Source organism: Paenibacillus baekrokdamisoli (assembly GCF_003945345.1).
Lineage (GTDB): Bacteria > Bacillota > Bacilli > Paenibacillales > Paenibacillaceae > Paenibacillus_Z > Paenibacillus_Z baekrokdamisoli.
In genome coordinates this window covers 4895589-4916035 of the sequence record NZ_AP019308.1, presented here as the reverse complement: position 1 = coordinate 4916035, position 20447 = coordinate 4895589, and the positions used below count along the sequence as shown (strand labels likewise).

Sequence of the window (20447 nt, the reverse complement as noted above, 5' to 3'; positions counted from 1 at the left end):
TCCGTTAAGCATTTGAAGCACGAAAAGACGTGATCGGGCTTGTCGTTCAAAGCGACCAGGGACCCTTTTACGTCTTCTGTTTACCATGATATGCTGACGCAGATTGAAGATAGGTTTTCCAATTTCCACGGCTCTTCAAGTTGTAAAGAGGACGGCAGCCCTCGACCGCGTGTCGATTTTGTTGGCTGCCTCCTAAGCGCCTAGAAAATAAGCAAGCCAGGCACATCCGCTCCGCGGTTCTGTCTGGCTTGCTTTGTATGGCAAAAAGCTTCTTCCTTGTTATTCGAATACGCAATGAGATCTTCATGCTGCAACGAAATCCAAATGCTGTTTACAGCGAATAATTCCAGTGATGCGATAAGCTCCAACAGATCGCTAACTCTAGTCTTCAGACGTCATGTCCCGCATTCAAGACAAATTCTTGATGGCAGTTAGAACGACATTCATTAGGAACAAGAAGCGTCTGTGGGGCAGCATGGAAGAGCATTGATTGATCAGGGATGCATTGGCGGGCAGTGATTCGGCGCTAACCGTAGACTTGATCGTGAAGCATGTTGAGTTTGTTTAGAAAATCATAATCTAATGTATACAAGTTAGACATCTTGTGCATATAAAACGCGCATGTTACGTTACAGCTAAACCAAACAGGCGGTTATCGTTGCATGAAAACCACTGATATTCGCACGTACATTCTAGAAAATTCACGGAAGAACTGGCTGTTCGTTCAGGTCCATACCGAGGTAGTGTGAAAGGCTGACTCTAAAGTTTCTTAACATTTGCGCAGAGAGGAATGAAGTCATAGATGGATATGAATGTGCGATGGCGAGCGCACTGGATTTGGAACGATGGGGAAGCGAGCCCTCGTAACGAATGGTGGTGCTTCCGTAAGACATTTTATGCTGCTGAGGGAAGTCATAAGGGAGTCCGTCTGAGCATTACGGCCGACTCCCGGTACGTGCTTTATGTCAATGGGGAATGGGTGGGACGCGGACCCGCGCGTTCTTGGACGTCTGAGCAATCCTATGATACTTACGATATCGGTTATTTGATCAAATCTGGGCAGGAAAATACGATCGCCGTGCTCGTCATGCATTTTGGGGTCTCTACCTTCTACTATTTGCGGGGGCGGGGAGGACTGATTACACAGCTAGAATGGTATGAGGGCAATAAAGTACTGCAAACCATAGCAACAGATTCTACTTGGAAAACCTCCCGCTATCTCGGCCAGGACTCCCGTTCGCCGCGTATGTCTTGTCAGCAAGCATTCGCTGAACGAATCGATGCGCGATTGTGGGATTCATCCTGGTGGGATCCTTCGTATGACGATTCGGCATGGCCTGCCGCGAGAATCATTGGAGAAGCTGGAACTGAACCGTGGACTGAGCTTAAAGCGCGGGACATTCCACTGCTTTCCGAAGAAGCCGTATATCCCGCAAGGGTGGAGGCGCTGCATAAAGTTAATCCGATCAGTTGGACCACCAGTATTGATGTTCGCAATCAAATGGACGCTGACAGCATAAACCATTGCAATCCAATTGGTTACATCGGTTATATAGCTACAATCATTCGCGTGAAGACTACCACAATCGCGACATTGGGTTTTCCGAATGCGACCTCCCATCTCCCTTCTATAAGCATAAACGGCATCCGAATCGACAAGGCTTCCTTTACGGGAACAGCCCCGGAAAAATATATCGATATCGAGCTGCAGCCAGGAGATAACTTCCTATTGCTTGATGTCACCAACGAGTCTGACCATGGAAGGAACTTGCAGCTCGGTATAGATAGCGGTGCATCTTTTGAGTTGATTTCTCCGATTGATGAAGCCGGAATAGATGATTCACCTTTTATAAGTATTGGACCCTTCGACCTCAATGAAATAATCGATCATCAACCCGTGCGTCCATTATCTCTAAACAACGAAACTTACTTGCATCTACAGGATTTATCGGCAGCAGCGGATCTAAAGAAGTGTTTGCAGTGGGTTAAGCCGATTTCCAATGCACTGATCAGTCGAGATAATGTATTCGTAGCTTGTATTTGGAAAAATAATAAAATGTCACTGCCTATACCGTACAGCGTGCAGCATGCCGTTACTTCCAATCCTGAGCCTGCAGTTATTCCACGATATGAGGGTGCCGACACGGAGTTAATCATCGACTTTGGCACTGAATTATCTGGTTATATTGCTTTTGAACTGGAGGCGGCTGAAGGAACGGTCATCGACTTTTACGGATTCGAATATATGCGGGACGGTTATCGACAAGATACTTACGACTTGGATAACACCCTGCGCTATATTTGCTTCGAAGGCCGCCAATCTTATGTGTCGCCGATCCGGCGCGGATTGCGTTATTTAATGGTGACGGTTCGCCATGCACAATTCCCGTTGAAACTCTACAAGGTGCAGATGCGTCAAAGCCATTATCCGGTTGCCGATATCGGCCGTTTCCAATGCTCGGATTCCATGCTGAACGATATTTGGCAAATTAGCCGGCATACGACCAAGCTGTGCATGGAGGATACCTTCGTCGACTGCCCGGCATACGAACAAGTATTTTGGGTGGGAGATAGCCGGAACGAAGCATTAATCAATTATTACACGTTCGGGGCCATAGATATCGTGGAGAGATGCCTTCGTCTGGTGCCGGGCTCGAAGCGGCAAACGCCCTTGTATGCCGATCAAGTGCCTAGCGGTTGGAGCAGCGTCATCCCGAATTGGACGTTCTTCTGGGCGCAAGCTTGTAAAGAATTCGTCGACCATACGGGCGATCTCGCTTTCGCGGATGAAATGTGGCCTCATATTCGCTACACCCTGGACCATTACTTAGAAAAGCGGGATGAGCGCGGACTGTTATTTATTAAAGGTTGGAATTTGCTGGATTGGGCCCCGATCGAGCAGCCCGACAATGGGGTTGTGACGCATCAAAATCTCTTTCTGTTCCAAACGCTGCTTAGCTCCGCCGGACTTGCTAGGCTCGTCGGCGATGAGGAAGGGGCTATCACATATGAATCTGCTGCAAGCAAGCTGCGCGAGTCGATTAACCGCTATTTGTGGTCGGATGATCATCAAGCTTATTTCGATTGCATTTATGAGGACGGTCGATATTCGGAGAGCTTCAGCATACAAACCCAGGTCGTTGCCTATTTATGCAGATCAGCGGATGTGGAGCGCGAAGCCGCCATTAAGCGGCATATTAACAAACCGCCGGAAACCTTCGTTCAAATCGGCAGCCCGTTTATGGCCTTCTTCTATTATGAGGCTTTAGTCCATATGGGAGAGTTCGGGCACATGCTGGACGACATGCGCCGTAATTATGGACAGATGGTTGATATGGGAGCTACGACATGCTGGGAGATGTACCCGAACTTCGCGGTAAACCGGGCAAATCCCAACATGCCGACCCGTAGTCATTGTCATGCTTGGTCCGCAGCCCCGGGGTATTTCCTAGGCGCATATATACTTGGAGTAAGGCCTGGTGCTCTCGGTTGGGAAGAGATCATAATCGAACCCCAAGTAGCTGGCTTATCATGGGCCAGAGGGAGCGTGCCTCATCCTTCCCAAGGGAGAATCGACGTAAGTTGGCGGATCATGGGAGACAACACGATCCATTTGCAAGTGTGGTTACCGAGAAATGTGCAAGCAACGATCAAATTGCCGACAGGGTACGAAGGCGTCATAGAGCGTTTTGATATTTAACTAACGATTCGAAATTTGATGAAGCCGGCCGCAAGTAGGCTGGCTTTTGGATATGAAATTTAAAATAAGCAAGCCAGGCACATCCGCCCCGCGGTCATGTCTGGCTTGCTTTGTATGGCATTAGTGCGGACTCCACATGTATAGCCGCATGATTACGTCCATGTTTGCTTTAAATGCTGGATGTATACAAACAGGGCCGTGCGAAAGTGATCGGCACTTATTCCTAGGGAGAGAATAAGTTCCTGGACGTGGCTTCTGGTTTCCAAATGATAAGGGGTATGCCATCTCTTCTCATTCAGCGCCCAGAAAAGCCTTGCTGTCACGTTCCGAAACAGTGTAAGCATCTCGGTGTTATGGCAGAGGGTGAGGATCTCCAGAAGCATATCATATTCGAATTGAATCAACGCCGCCCCGTTATTTCCTTCCGATCTCAGGAGAACTTGAAAAGCTTCTTTCTTGTTGTTCGAATACGCGATGAGATCTTCTTGCTGCATCGAAATCCAAATGCTGTTTACAGCAAATAATTCCAGCGATGCGATAAGCTCCAACAGATCGCTAACTCTTTGGGAAGACGAATCTAAGATGAGAATGCCATGTTTAGAGACGATCCGAAGGTAGCCTTCCAATTCCAATTGCTGCAACGCAGCTCGAACCGGTGTGCGGCTCATATCCAAAGAGCGGCTAATTTGAACCTCGGAAGTAACCGTGCCCTTAGGCAATTTTCCGGTTACGATCCACTCATGGATCATTACGTATGCTTGCTGGCGCAAAGTCGGAGTGCCCAATCTGGGTTATCCCCCTTCAGGAATGTGATCGTCTAGTGGTATCATTATCATAACGAATCTATGAGCTGAAAGGAAGGCTATGTATGTCCGAAGTCCCTGGCCGAACGTTAAAAGAAGTTGCCTATGAACGCATGAAGCGAAGCATTGTGAATGGAGAGTGGGAAGGAGGTACCTTCCTGTCGGAGAAATGGTTAAGCGAATTGCTGCAGATGAGCAAAACTCCAATTCGTTCAGCGCTGGACCGGCTGGAGATGATGGGGCTTGTGAAGCTGTCTCCGAATCAAGGAATAGTCGTGCAAGAGGTATCGCTTAAGAAAATCATGGAGATCTACCAGCTGCGTCTTTCTTTGGAGACATATGCGGTGAACCAGCTAACCGGCAAATTAGACGCGTTGTTCCTCGCCCGACTGGATGAGAATCTCAAGCTTCAGTATCAGGCTGTGGAGAATGATGACATCATCGGATATGTAGAACTGGATCGTCAATTCCATGAAACGATCATTTCCGCGCTCGATAATGAAGAGTATTTAGACGCCATGTCCCGTATTCAAGACAAATTCTTGATGGCAGTTAGAACGACATTCATTAGGAACAAGAAGCGTCTTTGGGGCAGCATGGAAGAGCATCGATTGATCAGGGATGCATTGGCGGGCAATGATTCGGCGCTAACGGTAGACTTGATTGTGAAGCATATCGAGTTTGTAAAGAAAATCATGATCTGATGTATACAAGTTAGACATCTTGTGCGTATGAGGCGCTCATGTTACGTTACCATTAAACCAAACAGGAGGTTATCGTAGCATGAAAATCACTGATATTCGCACGTACATTCTAGGAAATTCATGGAAAAATTGGCTGTTCGTTCAGGTTCATACCGATGAGGGAATTACAGGACTTGGAGAGGGGACTTTGAACGGTTTTGCCAAGACGGTGGAAACGGCTATCCATGAACTGAAGCATTTAGTTATCGGCATGGATCCCTTCGATGTAGAAGCCATTTCTCTCAAAATGATCCGTGACGTCTACTCCGACGGCGGTCAAATTCAAGGCTCAGCATTAGCAGCGGTGGAGACGGCTTGCTGGGATATTATGGGCAAGGCAATGGGCCAGCCGATATACAAGCTGCTTGGCGGGCGCTGCCACGACAAGCTGCGTTGCTATGCTAACGGCTGGTACCGCGGCGGATCGGACGATGAAAGTTTTCATAACCAAGCAAAAGAAGTGGTAGCCAAGGGTTATACAGCACTTAAATTCGATCCGTTCGGAGCGGCGTGGCGGACGGTCGAGCGGGTAGATTTTGCAAGTGCGATTCGCAATATTGCCGCAGTCCGCGAAGCAGTCGGGCCAGATGTAGACATTCTGATCGAGGGACACAACCGATTTAGCGTGCATACGGCGCTGCAGTTCGCCGATGCGATGGCCCCTTACAATCCCACCTGGTTCGAAGCGCCTGTGCCTCCACACCGAGTATCATCGATGGTGGAAGTGGCGAAGCGCAGTCCGGTGCCGATCGCCACTGGAGAAGATTACTACAATCGCGAGCAGTTCGCAGAATTGCTGAAACATGACGCTGTTCATATCATTCAGTTGGAACCTCAGTTTCTTGGCCTCAGCGCCTCGAAACAAATCTGCGGGATGGTGCATGCGCATAACGGTGTGACGGCTCCACACAGTGCACAAGGTCCGGTATGCTCGGTCGTATGCGCTCATCTTAATATGGCAACGCCGAACTTCTTCCTTCATGAGATTTTCGACGAATTCAACCATTCTTGGGCACAGGAGGTGCTGACGCCTCCATTCCGAGTGGAGAACGGGTTCCTACAGCCCCCGGATAGCCCGGGTCTTGGTATTGAGCTTAATTTGGAGGAAGCGGTCAAGCATCCCTATCACCCCGGACATTGGCTGCCCCTCTTCCGTCAAGGCTGGGAGAAGCGGGAACTTGTAGATTAGACTTAGAGAAGAGGAGAAACTACGATGAAAGCTTTAGTATATGAAGGGCCTCGTATCATGAATATCCGGGAGGTACCGGCTCCCGAGCTGCAGCATGGGGAAGTGCTGATCCGTGTGAGGCTGGCGGGGATTTGCGGCTCCGAGCTAGGTGGCTATTTGGGACATAACTCGCTCCGTAAGCCTCCACTCATCATGGGTCATGAATTTGCAGGCACGGTGGAACAAGTCAGCGAAGAGGCGTCATTTTCAGGTCTTAAGGTGGGGGATCGTGTCACGGCCAATCCGCTGGTCACTTGCGGAAATTGCCGTTATTGCCGCAGCGGCCAATCCCAGCTATGCGCTTCCAGGGCTTTGCTTGGCGCCCATAGGCCGGGAGCATTTGCCGAATTCGTAGCCGTTCCTGTCCAGAATGTGTACCGTCTGCCTGATCATGTGACAACAGAAGAAGGTGCATTTGCAGAACCGTTCGCATGTGCCGTCCATGTGTGCCGGCTGCTTGCGCTGACACCGACGGATCGTCTACTGATTTATGGAGCGGGGCCGATAGGGTTATTCGCTCTGCAAGCGGCGCAGGTGTATGGGCTTCGAGACATCGTCATTGTTGATCTTAACGAATCGCGGCTGGAAATCGCAAGAGAGCTCGGCGGTATTGCCGTCACTGACATAAATCAGCTTGAGGAGACTTCTGCTGCCGGATTCGATGCTGTAATTGATGCCGTAGGAGCGGAAGCGACCCGCCAGAGAAGTGTCGCTTCCGCGCATCCTGGCGGCAAGGTGATATTTACAGGCCTGCATGAGGCAGCAAGCAATCTTGCCATTAATGACATGATTCGCAACGAGACGTGGGTGAAGGGCGCTTTCGCTTACTCGCAGGAAGACTTCGAAACGGCGCTGCAGTGGATCGGACAAGGTAGAGTCAACCTGCTGCCATGGACGGTGACGGCTCCTTTGAGCGAAGGCGCCGCCAGCTTTGAGAAGCTAATTACTGGACCAGGTAAAATTGCAAAAATCTTATTAAGCCTATAATTTTGGAGGATAGATGACTATGAAACTATTACAATTCTACCTTCGACAAGATGCTAACCGCACACTGCGAGCGGGTGTGTTGGAGGGGGAGTCCCGGGTTAGGGCGTTCAATTTGACTAGCCCCTGGACGGTTCGCAAACTGATTGGAGCACTAACAAATCCGTCACAAGCAACAAAGGAATTGGCATCGTTAGCGGAAGGTGGAGCCATCTATGAGTTGAACGAAGTCCAGCTGCTTGCTCCGATTTCGGATCCCGAGAAAATCATTTGCGTCGGATTGAATTATCTCGATCATGTCATCGAATCGAATGCACAGGTGCCCAAAGTACCGGTGCTGTTCCCTAAATTCAACAATAGTCTGGCAGGCCATGAGGATGAGATTGTGATTCCGCAGGAGGTCACTCAGTGCGACTACGAGGTGGAACTGGCGGTCGTTATCGGCAAGACGGCTAAGAGGGTGTCGGTAGAGGCTGCGATGAATTATGTATTCGGCTACACGGTGTTAAATGATGTGAGCGCAAGAGATATTCAATTGAACGAACCTCAATGGACACGCGGTAAAGCGATCGACGGATTCGCTCCGATGGGGCCTTGGATCGTAAGCGCGGATGAGATAGACAATCCGGGACGATTAAATATCTCGTTAACGTTAAACGGTCAGGTGATGCAGAACTCGAATACGAAGGAACTCATTTTTGATATCCCTCATTTAATATCGTTCCTTTCGAACACAATTACTCTGCAGCCAGGCGATATCATTAGTACAGGAACGCCACCAGGGGTGGGTATGGGGAAGAAGCCGCAGGTATGGCTGAAGCCAGGTGATGTCGTTGAAGCAACAATAGAACATATTGGCACTCTCCGAAATACATTCGTGGCTGAATAGATAGAAAGAAGGGATAGCAAATGACTTGGCAGGATAAGGTCATTATTGTAACGGGTGGCGGCGGCGGTATCGGTCGGGCAGTTGCCCATCGTTTTGCGGCCCAAGGTGGAAAGGTTGTGGTGGTTAACCGTACCGCTTCCAAAGCAGAAATGGTTGCGAAGGAGATCGAGGAAACCGGAGGATACGCGGTTGCGATGTCTGCAGATGTAGCCGTTGAAGCTGATGTGAAAAAGGTCGTGGAAGCGACGTTAGAGCGTTTTGGGAAGATTGATGTGTTGGTGAACAATGCCGCGGTATGCCCTCAAATCCGTCTTACCGAAATGAGTCTCGAGCAGTGGAACCAAGTGATCACTAACAATCTGACCTCCGTCTTTCTGTTTTGCAGGGAGGTCATTCCTTCCATGGTTCAAGCCGGAGGTGGCGCAATTGTCAACGTCAGCTCAGTTCATGCTGTAGCCACACTTGACGGGTACTCAGCTTACTCGGCCTCCAAGGCCGGAATTGCTGCTTTAACGAGGGCCATTGCCCTCGATTACGCACGCCAGAATATACGCGTCAATACGGTTCTACCTGGAGCTGTCCAGACTCCGATGCTAGAGAGTAGTGTTAAGAATCTGGATACACCCCGCGAAGAAATTATGAAGCAATGGAATGAAGCCCAGCCGATTGGACGCGTGGGACAACCAGAAGAGATCGCATCTGTGGTTATGTTCGCGGCTAGCCCAGACAATTCGTTTATGACAGGGTCTACTTTAACAGCAGATGGTGGAATGACCGCCGATCTCTGATTGTACAAGAAACATTCGTCATCCATCTAAACAACCGATTCTAATAAGGAAGCAAGTCCATGGCCATAAGGAGGCGATGACTTGCTTCCTTTTTGGGCTCCTTATTGTTGAGGCTGCAAACCGGACAGGGATCTGACCTGCTGCCTAACATACTCATCAGGGGTTTTGCCAATGATCGTTTTGAAATCCTTAATAAAATGAGATTGATCATAGTAACCAAGATCCATCGATAGTTTCAACCAGTCATGGTTGTGATCCGTATCCATTTGTCCAGCTGCATGTTGAAGCCGATAAAGCTTAATGACCCATTTAGGGCTGACTCCGACGTATTGGTCGAAGAGACGTTGAAGCTTTCTTTTATTCATTTTAAATCGCTGGCAGATATGATCGACTTTCGTAATTTCCTGATCTTCGATAATCCGATCGATGACTTGATTTACGAGAATGATATTGCTATCTCTTTCTGGAAGCTTCTGCTGGATAAAGCGTTCAGCAAGTTCAACCATTGTTCCCTCTTCTTCTTGAGAGAGGATCATTTTCTCCAAGGTAGACGCATCTATATCAAAAATATCCTTAACATTCATAGGATTATTCATTAATTGCGAGACAGGTCTTTTGATAAAAGGATAAAATCCTCCTGGTTTAAATTTGGCACCAAAGACGAGTCCTTTTTCCTTAAGGGAATGGGAGTATTTATCTGTCGAGGCACCAAAGATACCTGTTCGATTGTTCTCAATGATCAAATTCACACAAGGATTAGGGATGACATCTTGCGAGTAGGGTTCTTGTCCGGTGAGATCCCAACTGACGACCCAGAAGTGTTTGACAAAAAAACCAACTTCCTCGGATGGTGTATGACGAGTGAGCTGAAACTTCTTTTCAGCTCCTCTTAAATTCAATACACCCATACTGGATTGATGGACATTTGAGCTCAATTCGATTACTCCTTTCACTTGTCGCGTTTTTACAAGACTAGGATACTAGTAACAGCTATATTATAGTAGCACATAGGAATATAGAATAGGCAAGATGACAAACAAAGTGAATTGTAGAGGAGTAGACACATGGAACTGAAATACGAGTTTTATATTGATGCACCACTAGAAACAGTCTGGGATGCGTTTGTCTCGCCGGAAGGAACTCGCAAAACCTTTTTTGGCTGCGTAATTAAGTCTACTTTTGAGGTGGGCGATTCCTATGAGTATGTAGGTCCAGGCAATGATGGTGATGAGACCGTTCATGTGTATGGAACCATACTCGCTTATGAGCCTAATAAAGTGTTTAGCTGTATCGAGCATCCCGGTCCTTCTTATACTCCGAACCATGCGGAGCTGGAGTCCAGGATAACCGTCAGTTTAGAGGTTGTTGGCAAATGCACGAAACTAACATTAATTAACGACCAGTTTACAGAGAATCACCCCTCATTCGCAAAAACGGAACAGAGCTGGTGGATGATTCTAAGTAACATCAAGACCTATGCAGAAACGGGTAAAACGATAGATTTTGGTTGGTAAAAAGAGACTTATACTTCAATGAATTGTGGTTTTCATAAGCTAAGGTTCGTAAGCCTGAATCCCTTTCCTGAAAAGGGATTCGGGCTTTTTTTTGTGGACAGGGGTCCGATACGGTTTCTATTCCTCTGAGCTTGGGCTATGCTACAATAATAGTAACAAAAATTCCTTGGAGGTGGCGAAATGCGCTGGGAAGAAGTACAGGAACGGTTCCCGGAGGAATGGGTTGTTCTAGAGGCCACGAAGGCTCGTTCCGAGGGCGGCCAACGTTATATTGAGGAAGTCGTTGTAATCGACACGTTCACTGATTCTACGGAAGCCCTTCATCGCTACAGCGAGCTGCACCGGCAAGAACCTGGACGTGAGTATTGCTTCTTCCACACCTCACGACCGGAACTGGTAGCGAGAGAACGTTATGTTGGAGTTCGAGGGCCAAGATGAACATAACCGAAGAATACGGTTGTAGACACCATTCGGGGTGTAGGCGGAGTGGAATACGTTTATACCAAATACTTGGAAGCCATTAGATTCAACGGCCAATCCATTGATCAGTTTCAAGTAGAGATTGGAAGTATGGACTACGGGCTGGAGATTGACGGGATTATTGGATTTGATTTTATGAAGGCTGCTGGTCTTGTAATTGATACAAAAGAAATGGTGGTTAATTCGCAAGGGTAGTATGAGTTCGGTATTACGCATTATCACACTGCGGTGAATTGTAGAATTGCGAAGACACGGTTCGTCCCCACCATGAAAATCCACAACACAACACAACCGCATGAGGTTATGTTGTTGTGTTGTGGATTTTTTTATAGTATCACTTAACTGATAAAAGAATTGTGCAAGCCATTTTATCCTTGAAGAGTGGATCTTTCCTCTTGTGACGGCAACGTATAGCTAAACATTGTGTTTTAAATCTCGACTTATAATAGTCCAGATTGCTTAACGTCGGCTAAGAAAAGCTTGAATTCCTCGAAGTTTAGTTGTTGAGCGGCGTCGGATAATGCTGTCGCCGGGTCAGGATGCACCTCCACCATGACGCCATCGGCTCCGGCGGCAAGAGCCGCTTTGGCACATGGGGCTAGGATATCTTTTCGTCCGGTTGAATGAGTGACGTCAACAAGAACGGGAAGATGGCTTTCGAGCTTCAGAATCGGTACCGCCGAGATGTCGAGCGTGTTGCGGGTCGCTTTCTCGTAAGTCCGAATGCCTCGTTCGATAAGCATGACTTGCGTGTTGCCTCTGGATACAATGTATTCCGCAGAATGAAGAAATTCGTCGAGAGTTGCCGCCAACCCGCGTTTCAACAGAATGGGGGTACGCACATCCCCTGCCGCTTTAAGCAGTTCAAAGTTCTGCATATTTCTCGCGCCAATCTGTATCACATCAAGATAATCGCAGGCCAGCTCAATATGGGAGGGATCTACGATTTCGCTAATCGTTTTCAATCCGAACTCGGCAGCGACTTCCTTCAGCATCTTCAAGCCTTCGATGCCGAGCCCCTGGAAATCATAAGGAGATGTTCGGGGTTTAAACGCACCTCCGCGCATGACGGTTATTCCAGCTTCTTTAAGAACGGCAGCTGTTTTACGCATCTGGTCATAGCTTTCAACCGAGCAGGGTCCTGCAATGATCATGGGCTTGCCGCTTCCGACAGTAATATCTCCAAGCGTAATGACTGTATCTTCCTGTTGTTTCTTGCGGCTAACGAGCAGATGTTTCTTGTGATCCGTTTGTTGGAGCTGTAACGATGCTTGGAAAATTTGTTTGAACAGGTGGCGGACGGTTTCATGTTCGAATGGCCCTTGGTTCAGGTCAGCTAGCTTGTCGAGCATTTTCTTTTCCCGAACGGGATCGTACTTGGGAACGCCTTGTTTTTCCTTCTCGTAACCGATCTCTTGGGCAATTCGTCCCCGTTCGGACAGCATCTCAAGTAGCTGTAGATTCAATACATCCAATTGCTCACGTAATTGTTCCAATTTTTCTTGACTCATGGTAACCCACTCCTTTTAAATTTAGCTGAAAAATAAATACAAAAAGACTCCTCCTCCGCAAGGGACGAGAAGTCGTGGTACCACCCTTATTAGACCGGAATGACTTGGTAATCAAGGCATTGCTGTCTCACTTTTAACCCTATAACGCAGGGAGTACGGGTATCCCTAAAGAAGCCGATGATCGGGCGATCTCTTAGGTACCGGCTCGGGAGTGAAATTCGGCAGGACATTCGCTCGGGCGCTCTCAGTCTTCGGCGCTCCGTCCCTGTTAGGAATGGTGGTCTGCTTACTCTTTCCTTCAATGCCTGTGAACATAATGAACAACGATTTAGATGCATTCTATATCATCTGAAGAAAGGGTTGCAAGCAGGTGATTTAAAGCGTAATTGCATTGTTGCAGTAAAGCAGCAGTCCTCTGAGGTGAGCATGATCTGGGATGTATCGCGCACAGTCCGACTAAGAGGTTAGGTGAGAGGACTCATAAAAATATATATATGCAAGTGGAGGGGAAAGGATGAGAGCAAAGAGATTTTGACCATGACTATACCGGGAGGTTCTTGTCTTGAATGGCGATTATCGGATATGCAGCAAGAGCGCAAGAGGAAGTCGTGTTGCATGATGCGGCCAGCGAAGGGATGTTTACGTGAAACTCGGGGTGCGTGTGAACGCAACATTATATTTACATGTATTGACATATGATATGGAGCTAAGCGACACTTTAAACAACAAAGAAAAACTGCTGCTATCAGCGGTCCAGTTAATGTCCGAATGGACTACAAAGGTGTATCAACTAAAGAAATAGCGGCAGCAGCAGGTGTAAGCGAGATGATGTTATTTCGATTACTAACTATCAATAAGGAGGCGATTACGTTGAAAGGTCAGACGGCTTCGGCAGGATTCCAAATCGGCGTCCGAAGGACATTCCCAATTTCGCAGGAGCAGGCATGGGATTTGTTGGTTTCCCCAGAGGGACTAAAGTTATGGTTGGGTGATTTGTCAGCCCTGGAGCTGCAAGTTGGACAAGGGTATACAACCAAGGAGGGCATAAGTGGAGAATTACGTGTGGTGAAGCTGTTTCAGCAGCTTCGAATGACATGGCAGCCGAGGGGATGGGAAAAGTCATCAACGCTGCAAATTCGTATCATTCCTAATCCAACGAACGCAGACAAGACCACCATTAGCTTTCATCAGGAAAAGTTAAAGGATGTGTATACAAGGGAGTGTATGAAAAAGTATTGGGAGGAAGCAGCGACAAGAATTATGGAAAAAGTAAAAAATCGGGTTGCAATCATTCATTCTTTGCGGGGGAGAATAAAAGGAGGCTGCTAATGGTTGATGTTCAAACGGAAATAGTAATTAACTGTACCCGTGATAAGGTATCTGATTATGCAGCCAACCCGGACAATGCTCCGGAATGGTATACAAATATTAAATCAGCAGAATGGCGAACACCAAAGCCGCTGGAGGTTGGTTCCAAAATTGCATTTAAGGCGCAATTTTTAGGGAAACAGCTAGCATATGTATATCAAATTGTGACATATAAACCTGGTAGTTTGCTTGTCATGAAGACTGCGGATGGACCTTTTCCCATGGAGACCATTTATACCTGGGAGCCAGCCGATGCAAATTCAACACGAATGACTTTACGAAACAAAGGTAATCCAACCGGATTTTCAATGTTATTTGCACCGTTTATGTCTCTTATGATGCGAAGAGCAAACAAGAAGGATTTGAAGAAAATCAAGACGATTATGGAAGAACAAACTTGAAATAGCAACCAATTTTAAAGAATTGCGGTGATGCACTGCCAATGTTCGCCTCCCCAATGCAAATCCACAACCGCTTGAGGTTGTGGATTTTTGCTCTGCAGAATTGAGTCAAGATAGGAGATCAAGGGGAATCAATAAGGGAATGAGCATAAAAGGGGGATGAATGTGCTGGAACATGGATTGTTATTAGCTGCTTTACGACGAAACAATGTTATGTTACATTGAATGATGAAGGGGGCATCATTGTGGAAGAAGAATTGATCTCCAAGAAAGAATTATTAGAACTCACTGGCATATCTTATGGTCAATTGTATCGGTGGAAACGTAAAAATCTCGTACCGGAAGATTGGTTTATCCATAAATCCGCCTTTACCGGACAGGAGACGTTTTTTCCTAAACAGCGGATGCTGGCTAGAATCGACAAAATTATAAATATGAAAGATGGCATGACGTTAGATGAATTGGCTGACATGTTCTCGTCTGTTCCTGCATTGCTATCTATAAGTAAAATTGAACTAATAGAACGAAACATTGTTTCGAAGATTTCCGTGGAATATGCAGAGCAGCACATTGGCCAATCGGATATCTACAATTTTGAACAAATCATGTACCTTTATCTACTGGACCACTGTTTGCATACGGGCGAGATGAACCTGGATGAAGGCAAATACATGCTCCGGACTTTGGAAGAGCATTATTCCAAGTTTGAAGGGAGAAATTGCGATTTGATTTTTATCCGTAAAATGGGTGTCTCCGCGTTTTTTCTTATGTCTGCGGGCAGTGAACTCTATTTTGAGAGTGGCGCCAAAATCATTCTTCGAGTGAATGTAAACAAGAGCATGGAAGAGTTGAAGCTGAAAATAATGACCTTATAAAGGTGGTGAGACCGGTGGAGAAAGAAAGCAGGCGTAATCTGATCATATCCGGTTTAGGCTCTTCAAACGGAGGCACCGTCCGCTTAGCGAAGATTGAGGGAATCGGAAGAGTGGACGGCGATATCATCTGTAATGACTTCATTTTGAATGGAAAAGCGGATGTTCATGGAAGTATCAAAGCATCGACAACTGATATTAAAGGAACAGCTGCCGTTAAAGGGAATTTGCATTCAGACCGACTCCACATTCATGGCAAAGTAACCATTGAAGGAGATCTGATCGGAGAAAATATCCAATTAAACGGTATGGTTTCCGTTAAAGGGAAATGTGAAACAGAAAAATTCAATATGTGCGGCAGATTGCAGATGGGCGTGCTAAATGCGGGGAATATTCAAATCACACTGCAAGGTAATAGCAACATTGCTGAAATTGGCGGAGAACATATACAAATTCGGAAACAGCCGGGTATCGATTTTGCAAAATGGTTGAAGGTGCTCTCTATTCCACTGGGCAACAAGTTAACAGCCAAAATTATCGAAGGTGATAACGTTTGTGTGGAATATACAACGGCTGAGGTCGTACGGGGGACCAATGTCACCATCGGGTCTGGATGTGAGATTGGATTGGTCGAATATAAAGCGAAGTTTCTTCAGGAAAAAGGGTCTAAAGTCAATCGTTTGGAACAGATATAAATCATCTAAAGGAAAGGAGGCCTATTATATGGGCAACTTAAAGAAAGGTAAATTAACCAAAGGAAACTTATCGATTACAGGCAGCTCCTCTGTATCAGGTGGCATGTACGATAGAGTCAATATCGTCGGAGAAGGAAATATCAATGGAGATTTGGAGTGCAGCAGATTTAAATGTATAGGCACGTTGGATATGGACGGTCACTTAAAATCCAATCACATAAGCGTTGTAGGGACTTGTTCATTCTCAGGTGATGTTCAAGCGGAAGCCATAAAGGTTTCTGGAACATTGACTATCGGTGGAGATGTTAAGTTGAAACAACTCCACTGCTCGGGGACATTTGAAACGCGAGGCAGTCTGTATGGTGAACAGTTGGACTTGAAAGGGCAGCTGAATACGCAAGGCGATTGTGAAGCGGAAGTGTTTAGAGCCCGAGGGATGTTTGATATTAGAGGGCTGTTAAATGCGGGGCAATTGGACATCAAGCTGTACCAGGATTGTCAAGCCAATGAAATCGGCGGTGAGAAAATAAGAATCAGAAAAGCGAGTCTGCTCAATCCTTTCAACGTCTTTTTCAAACCTTCTTTTCATGCCATTTTATCAGCTTCCGTTATAGAAGGAGATGATATTTACTTAGAGCAAACGAAAGCCAAAATCGTCCGTGGCAACCATGTCATTATTGGGCCGGGATGCGACATTGAGCTTGTGGAGTATAAAGAACATTTTGAGCAGATGAAGGGTGCTGCTGTGAAACAGAACCGTAAAATATAGGGCCTTAGTGGAATGACGTAAACATGAAAACCACATGCCGAATGCTATAAGGCTCGACGGTCAGCCCCAGCTCGCCTCCACCATGTAAAACCACATCCGCGTGAGGATGTGGTTTTTTGCTTGCCTCCATTTTCTGCTTCATTATAAACGCCAAATGATCTTTATAGACGATCACCTAAGGCTTCCTGGTTGTCGGTTAATTATGTCCATACTGACATTGTTCTGCTAAAATGGGATCATATATTTCAAGAGAGGTTGATCGAAATGAAAGGGCGTAGTTCGTTTGAATAGACAAGAGTTACAGAAAAAGGTTCGTCATACGGTGCATCAATTGATCTGGGAAAAAGGGTATGCGAGCCCATTGGATTTGTTCTTGGGGATGGAGAAGATCTCTCCGAAGCTTGTAGAGGAATGGCGATTCAGAAGGGTCCCCTATCTCGAGCGGGTTCTTCACGGTAATCTGGGTCAATTCAGCTTCATTATGAAAGAATTCCGGAAAACGGCAAGGGAGATGAACCTTAAGGAATCATATACCGCCTATATGTCCTGGGGAAAAGGGAAGAAAAGTCCGCTGCGTTTCTCGAAATCAGGTAACTCCCAAGTTGAACAGCACTATTCCACTCACTATGTAAAGCCGCCAATACCGGGACAAGCCCAACTTAAACCCGCTTTAGAGGGGATTAATCAGCAGCAAGGAAGTGATGAAGCTTGAATCTAAACAGTCTAACAGATTTATTGATCCTGTTATATTAGATAGGGGGAAGGATTATGAAACAACCAACGGGTTCAAAAAAAAGCCTGAAACAACTGCTGGAAGCCGAGGATAAGGAGAGTCTGATCAACATACTGCTTTCACTTGCGGCTGATTCTGATGTTGTGGAACAACGTGTCAAGCTCCATGTATCCAAAGTCGGTGGGACCGACGAGTTGGAAGAATGCAGGAAGCTAATTCGTTCAACCATCGATGCGCATGCTGATCATCATGGCTTCGTCAATTGGCGAAGTGTTGGCGGAGCAGTCGGAGGCGCGAAAATGGTAGCCGAGAAAGCTTGTGAAGCAACGGATGATGCTGAGTGGGTTCGAGCTGTAGAGATTAACCTTTGTGTATTGGAGGAAATGATCGATTTTCTTCAGGAAGTTGATGATTCTAGTGGTACAGTCGGATGTATCATTGAACAAAGTCTGGAAAGTATTGATGAGATTATCCTTCAAAGTGATCGAATTTCGCAAGAGGACAGGGATATTCTATTCCAATTGCTTTTGGATGAATCGAAGCAATCGCGTTATGACGAATGGTCGGACTGGCAGTTGGCGCTGCTGGAAGCGGCTTCTCGTTTGGCTGTGACCGTAGATTTGCGCAGAATATGGGAGCATCATGCTTCTACGATGGTCTCTGAACAAACCAAAGATACCTGGGGCAGCAACTACTTTGCCGAGCGTGTGGCCGTAATGAGATATCATTTGATACAGAGTTATGAAGAAGACGATAAGGTTCATGATTATCTGAAGAACCACCTCCATTTCTCGAACTTTCGGGAGCTAGCCATTCAGGACGCTTTCCAAAACGGTCGAAATGATGAGGTTATCCGTCTGGCTGAAGAAGGAGAAGTGCAGGATCATGCCAAGGGTCTTCCTGGTCTGGTTAAACAATGGAAGAAGCACAGATACGAAGCATATTGTCATTCCGGACATTTGGAAATGCAGCGTAAGCTTGGAATAGAGCTTGTAATGGATAGTGAATTCTCGTATTACCAATCGGTTAAGGAAACTTACCCGCCTGTCGAATGGAAAGCTGTTTATCAGGACATGTTGCAGAATCTGGAAAAGGACAAATGGCCCAAGGATGTATACACACGGATTCTTGTGGAGGAGCAGGAATATTCGCAGCTCTTGGTCTATGTCAAGAAACAGCCTTCCCGAATTGAACAGTTTCACTCCCATTTGTATCAACAATTTCCAATGGAAGTAAAGGAATTGTTCTTTATCCATATTGAAGCAGAAGCAGACGGATCCACAACAAGGAAGCATTATGAAAATGTTTGCCGGATCATCCGTAGGCTTCAACAAGTCGGAGGTAAAGAAGAGGCACTGCAAATCACGCGGCTGCTTCTTGCCAAATACCCCAAAAAGCCGGCTTTTCGGGATGAATTGATGAAACTAAACTACTAATAAACATTTATGTATCTACATGGTTTGCAAATTATCGATAATTTCACTTTTAGGACACTGACGTCTGTGCGCGCAGTGTCTATTTTCTATTAACTTATATGGTACAAGTGATCGAAATATAATGGTAATAGATATGTAGTGCGGAAGTGATACGGGGGTCCATAGGTTTGGGCGACGAGGCTTTGTTATGCCCTAATTTTGTAAACGGATTGCAGTCGTGTTCTCTATGGATGGGGAGACATTATATACCATACTTCGACATTTTGCCTTATAATGAAAAGTATTGAAAAGCGATAATGCTATGAAAAAAGAATGATCTGATTGGGGGATGAAATATGGGACTATTTTCATTTATTAGAGGCCAGCTTATCGAAGTTATTGAGTGGATTGAAGATACGGATTCGATCGTTTATCGTTTCCCCGCAAACGACAACGCGATCAAGATGGGGGCGCAGCTGACGGTGCGCGAAGGGCAGTCCGCGATCTTCATGAACGAAGGGAAAATTGCCGACGTGTTCGGCCCGGGCAGATACAAGCTGAGTACGCAGAACATGCCGGTACTGACAGCGCTCAATTCGTGGAAGCACGGCTTCAACTCCCCGTTCAAAGCAGATGTGTATTTCGTCAATACGACCAACGTTACCGATCAGAAATGGGGAACGACGAACCCTGTCATTATGCGCGACAAGGAATTCGGAATGGTGCGCGCGCGCGGCTTCGGGAACTATTCATTCAAGGTAGTGGATCCCGCCTTGTTTATGAGGGAAATTCTTGGCTCGCACGAGGATTTCAATCCGGTACAAATATCCGGCTTCTTCAAAACGATGATTGTCTCGGGCGTGAGCGACCTGCTGGCCGAATCGGCCATCCCGATCATCGATCTAGCCATGCATTACGACGAGCTTAGTTCGCAGGCCGGTGCCAAGATGCAGCCGAATTTCGCGGCGATCGGGCTTGCGCTGACTGGATTCGTCATCGAGAATATTTCCCTGCCCGAAGAGGTCGAGAAGATGATCGACCGCAAATCGTCGATGAATATCGCTGGAAACCTCGATCAATATATGAAGTATCAAACCGCCGAATCGATCCGCGAAGCGGCCAACAACCCCGGCGCCGGTTTGGCCGGAGCCGGGGCGGGGCTCGGAGCGGGCATGGCAATGGGGCAAATGATCAACCAGATGATGACCGGAGCTGGGCAGCAGCCCCAAGCAGCCGATACTGGCGGAAACGCCCAGACTACCAATCCGAATCAGGCACAGAACTCTGCCGTTCCGGGTCAAGACGGCAGTACCGAGCCATGCAGCAATTGCAGCCATTCGCTGAAGGCGAACGACAAATTTTGTCCGGAGTGCGGAACCGCCCGCCCCGAGCGCCGATTCTGCAAGGAATGTGGAAACTCACTGACTCCGGGAGCGAAGTTCTGCGCCGGCTGCGGCACCAAAGTGTAAAGGGTGATTCGAGATGGGGGAAAATGGACCAATATTGACGCAAGATCAGACGACAACTACCTTTCCGTGTCCAGGATGCGGCGGC

General features: G+C 46.9%; 22 protein-coding genes. 17 read left to right on the top strand and 5 right to left on the bottom strand.

The window, feature by feature from the left end:
- Positions 1-200 precede the first annotated feature (200 nt).
- Entirely contained in the window at positions 201-368 is a 168-nt protein-coding gene (locus EKN16_RS32415) for a hypothetical protein (RefSeq protein WP_164522929.1), read from the bottom strand.
- Positions 369-802: 434 nt separating this feature from the next.
- On the opposite strand from EKN16_RS32415, the gene EKN16_RS21690 reads away from it, so the two are divergent.
- Complete coding sequence (locus tag EKN16_RS21690; protein ID WP_232015921.1) at positions 803-3700, top strand: family 78 glycoside hydrolase catalytic domain; 2898 nt, start codon at positions 803-805, stop codon at positions 3698-3700.
- A 152-nt stretch (positions 3701-3852) separates the two neighbouring features.
- Here the strand turns inward: EKN16_RS21690 and EKN16_RS21685 are convergent, their stop codons facing one another.
- Positions 3853-4485 (bottom strand): GntR family transcriptional regulator, encoded by a 633-nt coding sequence (locus EKN16_RS21685; RefSeq protein ID WP_125662078.1) that lies wholly within the window; start codon positions 4483-4485, stop codon positions 3853-3855.
- An 83-nt stretch (positions 4486-4568) separates the two neighbouring features.
- On the opposite strand from EKN16_RS21685, the gene EKN16_RS21680 reads away from it, so the two are divergent.
- The 5 genes from EKN16_RS21680 to EKN16_RS21660 all read left to right on the top strand — a co-directional run bounded on the left by EKN16_RS21680 (position 4569) and on the right by EKN16_RS21660 (position 9135).
- Positions 4569-5207 carry a GntR family transcriptional regulator gene (locus EKN16_RS21680; protein WP_125662075.1) on the top strand — a complete coding sequence of 213 codons (639 nt, stop codon included), beginning with the start codon at positions 4569-4571 and terminating at the stop codon, positions 5205-5207.
- A gap of 79 nt (positions 5208-5286) precedes the next feature.
- Positions 5287-6435 carry a mandelate racemase/muconate lactonizing enzyme family protein gene (locus tag EKN16_RS21675; protein ID WP_125662072.1) on the top strand — a complete coding sequence of 383 codons (1149 nt, stop codon included), beginning with the start codon at positions 5287-5289 and terminating at the stop codon, positions 6433-6435.
- Positions 6436-6459: 24 nt separating this feature from the next.
- Entirely contained in the window at positions 6460-7461 is a 1002-nt protein-coding gene (locus EKN16_RS21670; RefSeq protein WP_125662069.1) for a galactitol-1-phosphate 5-dehydrogenase, read from the top strand.
- A gap of 19 nt (positions 7462-7480) precedes the next feature.
- Entirely contained in the window at positions 7481-8347 is an 867-nt protein-coding gene (locus EKN16_RS21665; protein WP_125662066.1) for a fumarylacetoacetate hydrolase family protein, read from the top strand.
- 20 nt (positions 8348-8367) lie between these two features.
- A complete protein-coding gene (locus tag EKN16_RS21660) occupies positions 8368-9135 on the top strand; it encodes an SDR family NAD(P)-dependent oxidoreductase (RefSeq protein WP_125662062.1) in 768 nt (255 codons plus the stop codon).
- A 101-nt stretch (positions 9136-9236) separates the two neighbouring features.
- Here the strand turns inward: EKN16_RS21660 and EKN16_RS21655 are convergent, their stop codons facing one another.
- Positions 9237-10070, bottom strand: a complete 834-nt coding sequence (locus tag EKN16_RS21655; RefSeq protein ID WP_125662059.1) for a helix-turn-helix domain-containing protein — start codon at positions 10068-10070, stop codon at positions 9237-9239.
- A gap of 129 nt (positions 10071-10199) precedes the next feature.
- On the opposite strand from EKN16_RS21655, the gene EKN16_RS21650 reads away from it, so the two are divergent.
- The 3 genes from EKN16_RS21650 (at position 10200) to EKN16_RS21640 (ending at position 11324) form a co-directional block, all read left to right on the top strand.
- Complete coding sequence (locus EKN16_RS21650; protein ID WP_125662056.1) at positions 10200-10649, top strand: SRPBCC domain-containing protein; 450 nt, start codon at positions 10200-10202, stop codon at positions 10647-10649.
- A 180-nt stretch (positions 10650-10829) separates the two neighbouring features.
- Positions 10830-11087 (top strand): hypothetical protein, encoded by a 258-nt coding sequence (locus tag EKN16_RS21645; protein ID WP_125662053.1) that lies wholly within the window; start codon positions 10830-10832, stop codon positions 11085-11087.
- Positions 11088-11135: 48 nt separating this feature from the next.
- Positions 11136-11324, top strand: coding sequence for a hypothetical protein (locus EKN16_RS21640; protein ID WP_125662051.1), 189 nt, complete (start codon positions 11136-11138; stop codon positions 11322-11324).
- 245 nt (positions 11325-11569) lie between these two features.
- Here EKN16_RS21640 and EKN16_RS21635 read toward each other — a convergent pair whose 3' ends face one another.
- A complete protein-coding gene (locus tag EKN16_RS21635) occupies positions 11570-12640 on the bottom strand; it encodes a bifunctional 3-deoxy-7-phosphoheptulonate synthase/chorismate mutase (protein WP_125662048.1) in 1071 nt (356 codons plus the stop codon).
- A gap of 768 nt (positions 12641-13408) precedes the next feature.
- On the opposite strand from EKN16_RS21635, the gene EKN16_RS21630 reads away from it, so the two are divergent.
- The 5 genes from EKN16_RS21630 (at position 13409) to EKN16_RS21610 (ending at position 16745) form a co-directional block, all read left to right on the top strand.
- The gene (locus EKN16_RS21630; RefSeq protein WP_311545730.1) at positions 13409-13969 is read left to right on the top strand and encodes an SRPBCC domain-containing protein; all 561 of its coding nucleotides are present in this window, start codon (positions 13409-13411) and stop codon (positions 13967-13969) included.
- Positions 13969-14409, top strand: coding sequence for an SRPBCC family protein (locus tag EKN16_RS21625; RefSeq protein WP_125662045.1), 441 nt, complete (start codon positions 13969-13971; stop codon positions 14407-14409). Before EKN16_RS21630 ends, EKN16_RS21625 begins: the two co-directional genes overlap by 1 nt.
- Before the next feature lie 245 nt (positions 14410-14654).
- Complete coding sequence (locus EKN16_RS21620; protein ID WP_179955557.1) at positions 14655-15284, top strand: YhbD family protein; 630 nt, start codon at positions 14655-14657, stop codon at positions 15282-15284.
- 14 nt (positions 15285-15298) lie between these two features.
- Positions 15299-15976: a polymer-forming cytoskeletal protein gene (locus tag EKN16_RS21615; RefSeq protein WP_164522928.1), complete on the top strand. Its 678-nt coding sequence runs from the start codon at positions 15299-15301 to the stop codon at positions 15974-15976.
- 28 nt (positions 15977-16004) lie between these two features.
- Positions 16005-16745, top strand: coding sequence for a hypothetical protein (locus EKN16_RS21610; RefSeq protein ID WP_125662040.1), 741 nt, complete (start codon positions 16005-16007; stop codon positions 16743-16745).
- Between the two features lie 4 nt (positions 16746-16749).
- Here the strand turns inward: EKN16_RS21610 and EKN16_RS32410 are convergent, their stop codons facing one another.
- Positions 16750-16920, bottom strand: coding sequence for a hypothetical protein (locus EKN16_RS32410; protein ID WP_164522927.1), 171 nt, complete (start codon positions 16918-16920; stop codon positions 16750-16752).
- A gap of 108 nt (positions 16921-17028) precedes the next feature.
- Between EKN16_RS32410 and EKN16_RS21605 the strand changes: the two genes are divergently transcribed.
- The 3 genes from EKN16_RS21605 (at position 17029) to EKN16_RS21595 (ending at position 20362) form a co-directional block, all read left to right on the top strand.
- Positions 17029-17457, top strand: coding sequence for a hypothetical protein (locus tag EKN16_RS21605; protein WP_179955556.1), 429 nt, complete (start codon positions 17029-17031; stop codon positions 17455-17457).
- Between the two features lie 56 nt (positions 17458-17513).
- On the top strand, positions 17514-18914 hold the full coding sequence (locus tag EKN16_RS21600) for a hypothetical protein (RefSeq protein WP_125662037.1): 1401 nt from the start codon (positions 17514-17516) through the stop codon (positions 18912-18914).
- 335 nt (positions 18915-19249) lie between these two features.
- Entirely contained in the window at positions 19250-20362 is a 1113-nt protein-coding gene (locus EKN16_RS21595) for an SPFH domain-containing protein (protein WP_125662034.1), read from the top strand.
- Positions 20363-20447: the final 85 nt, after the last annotated feature.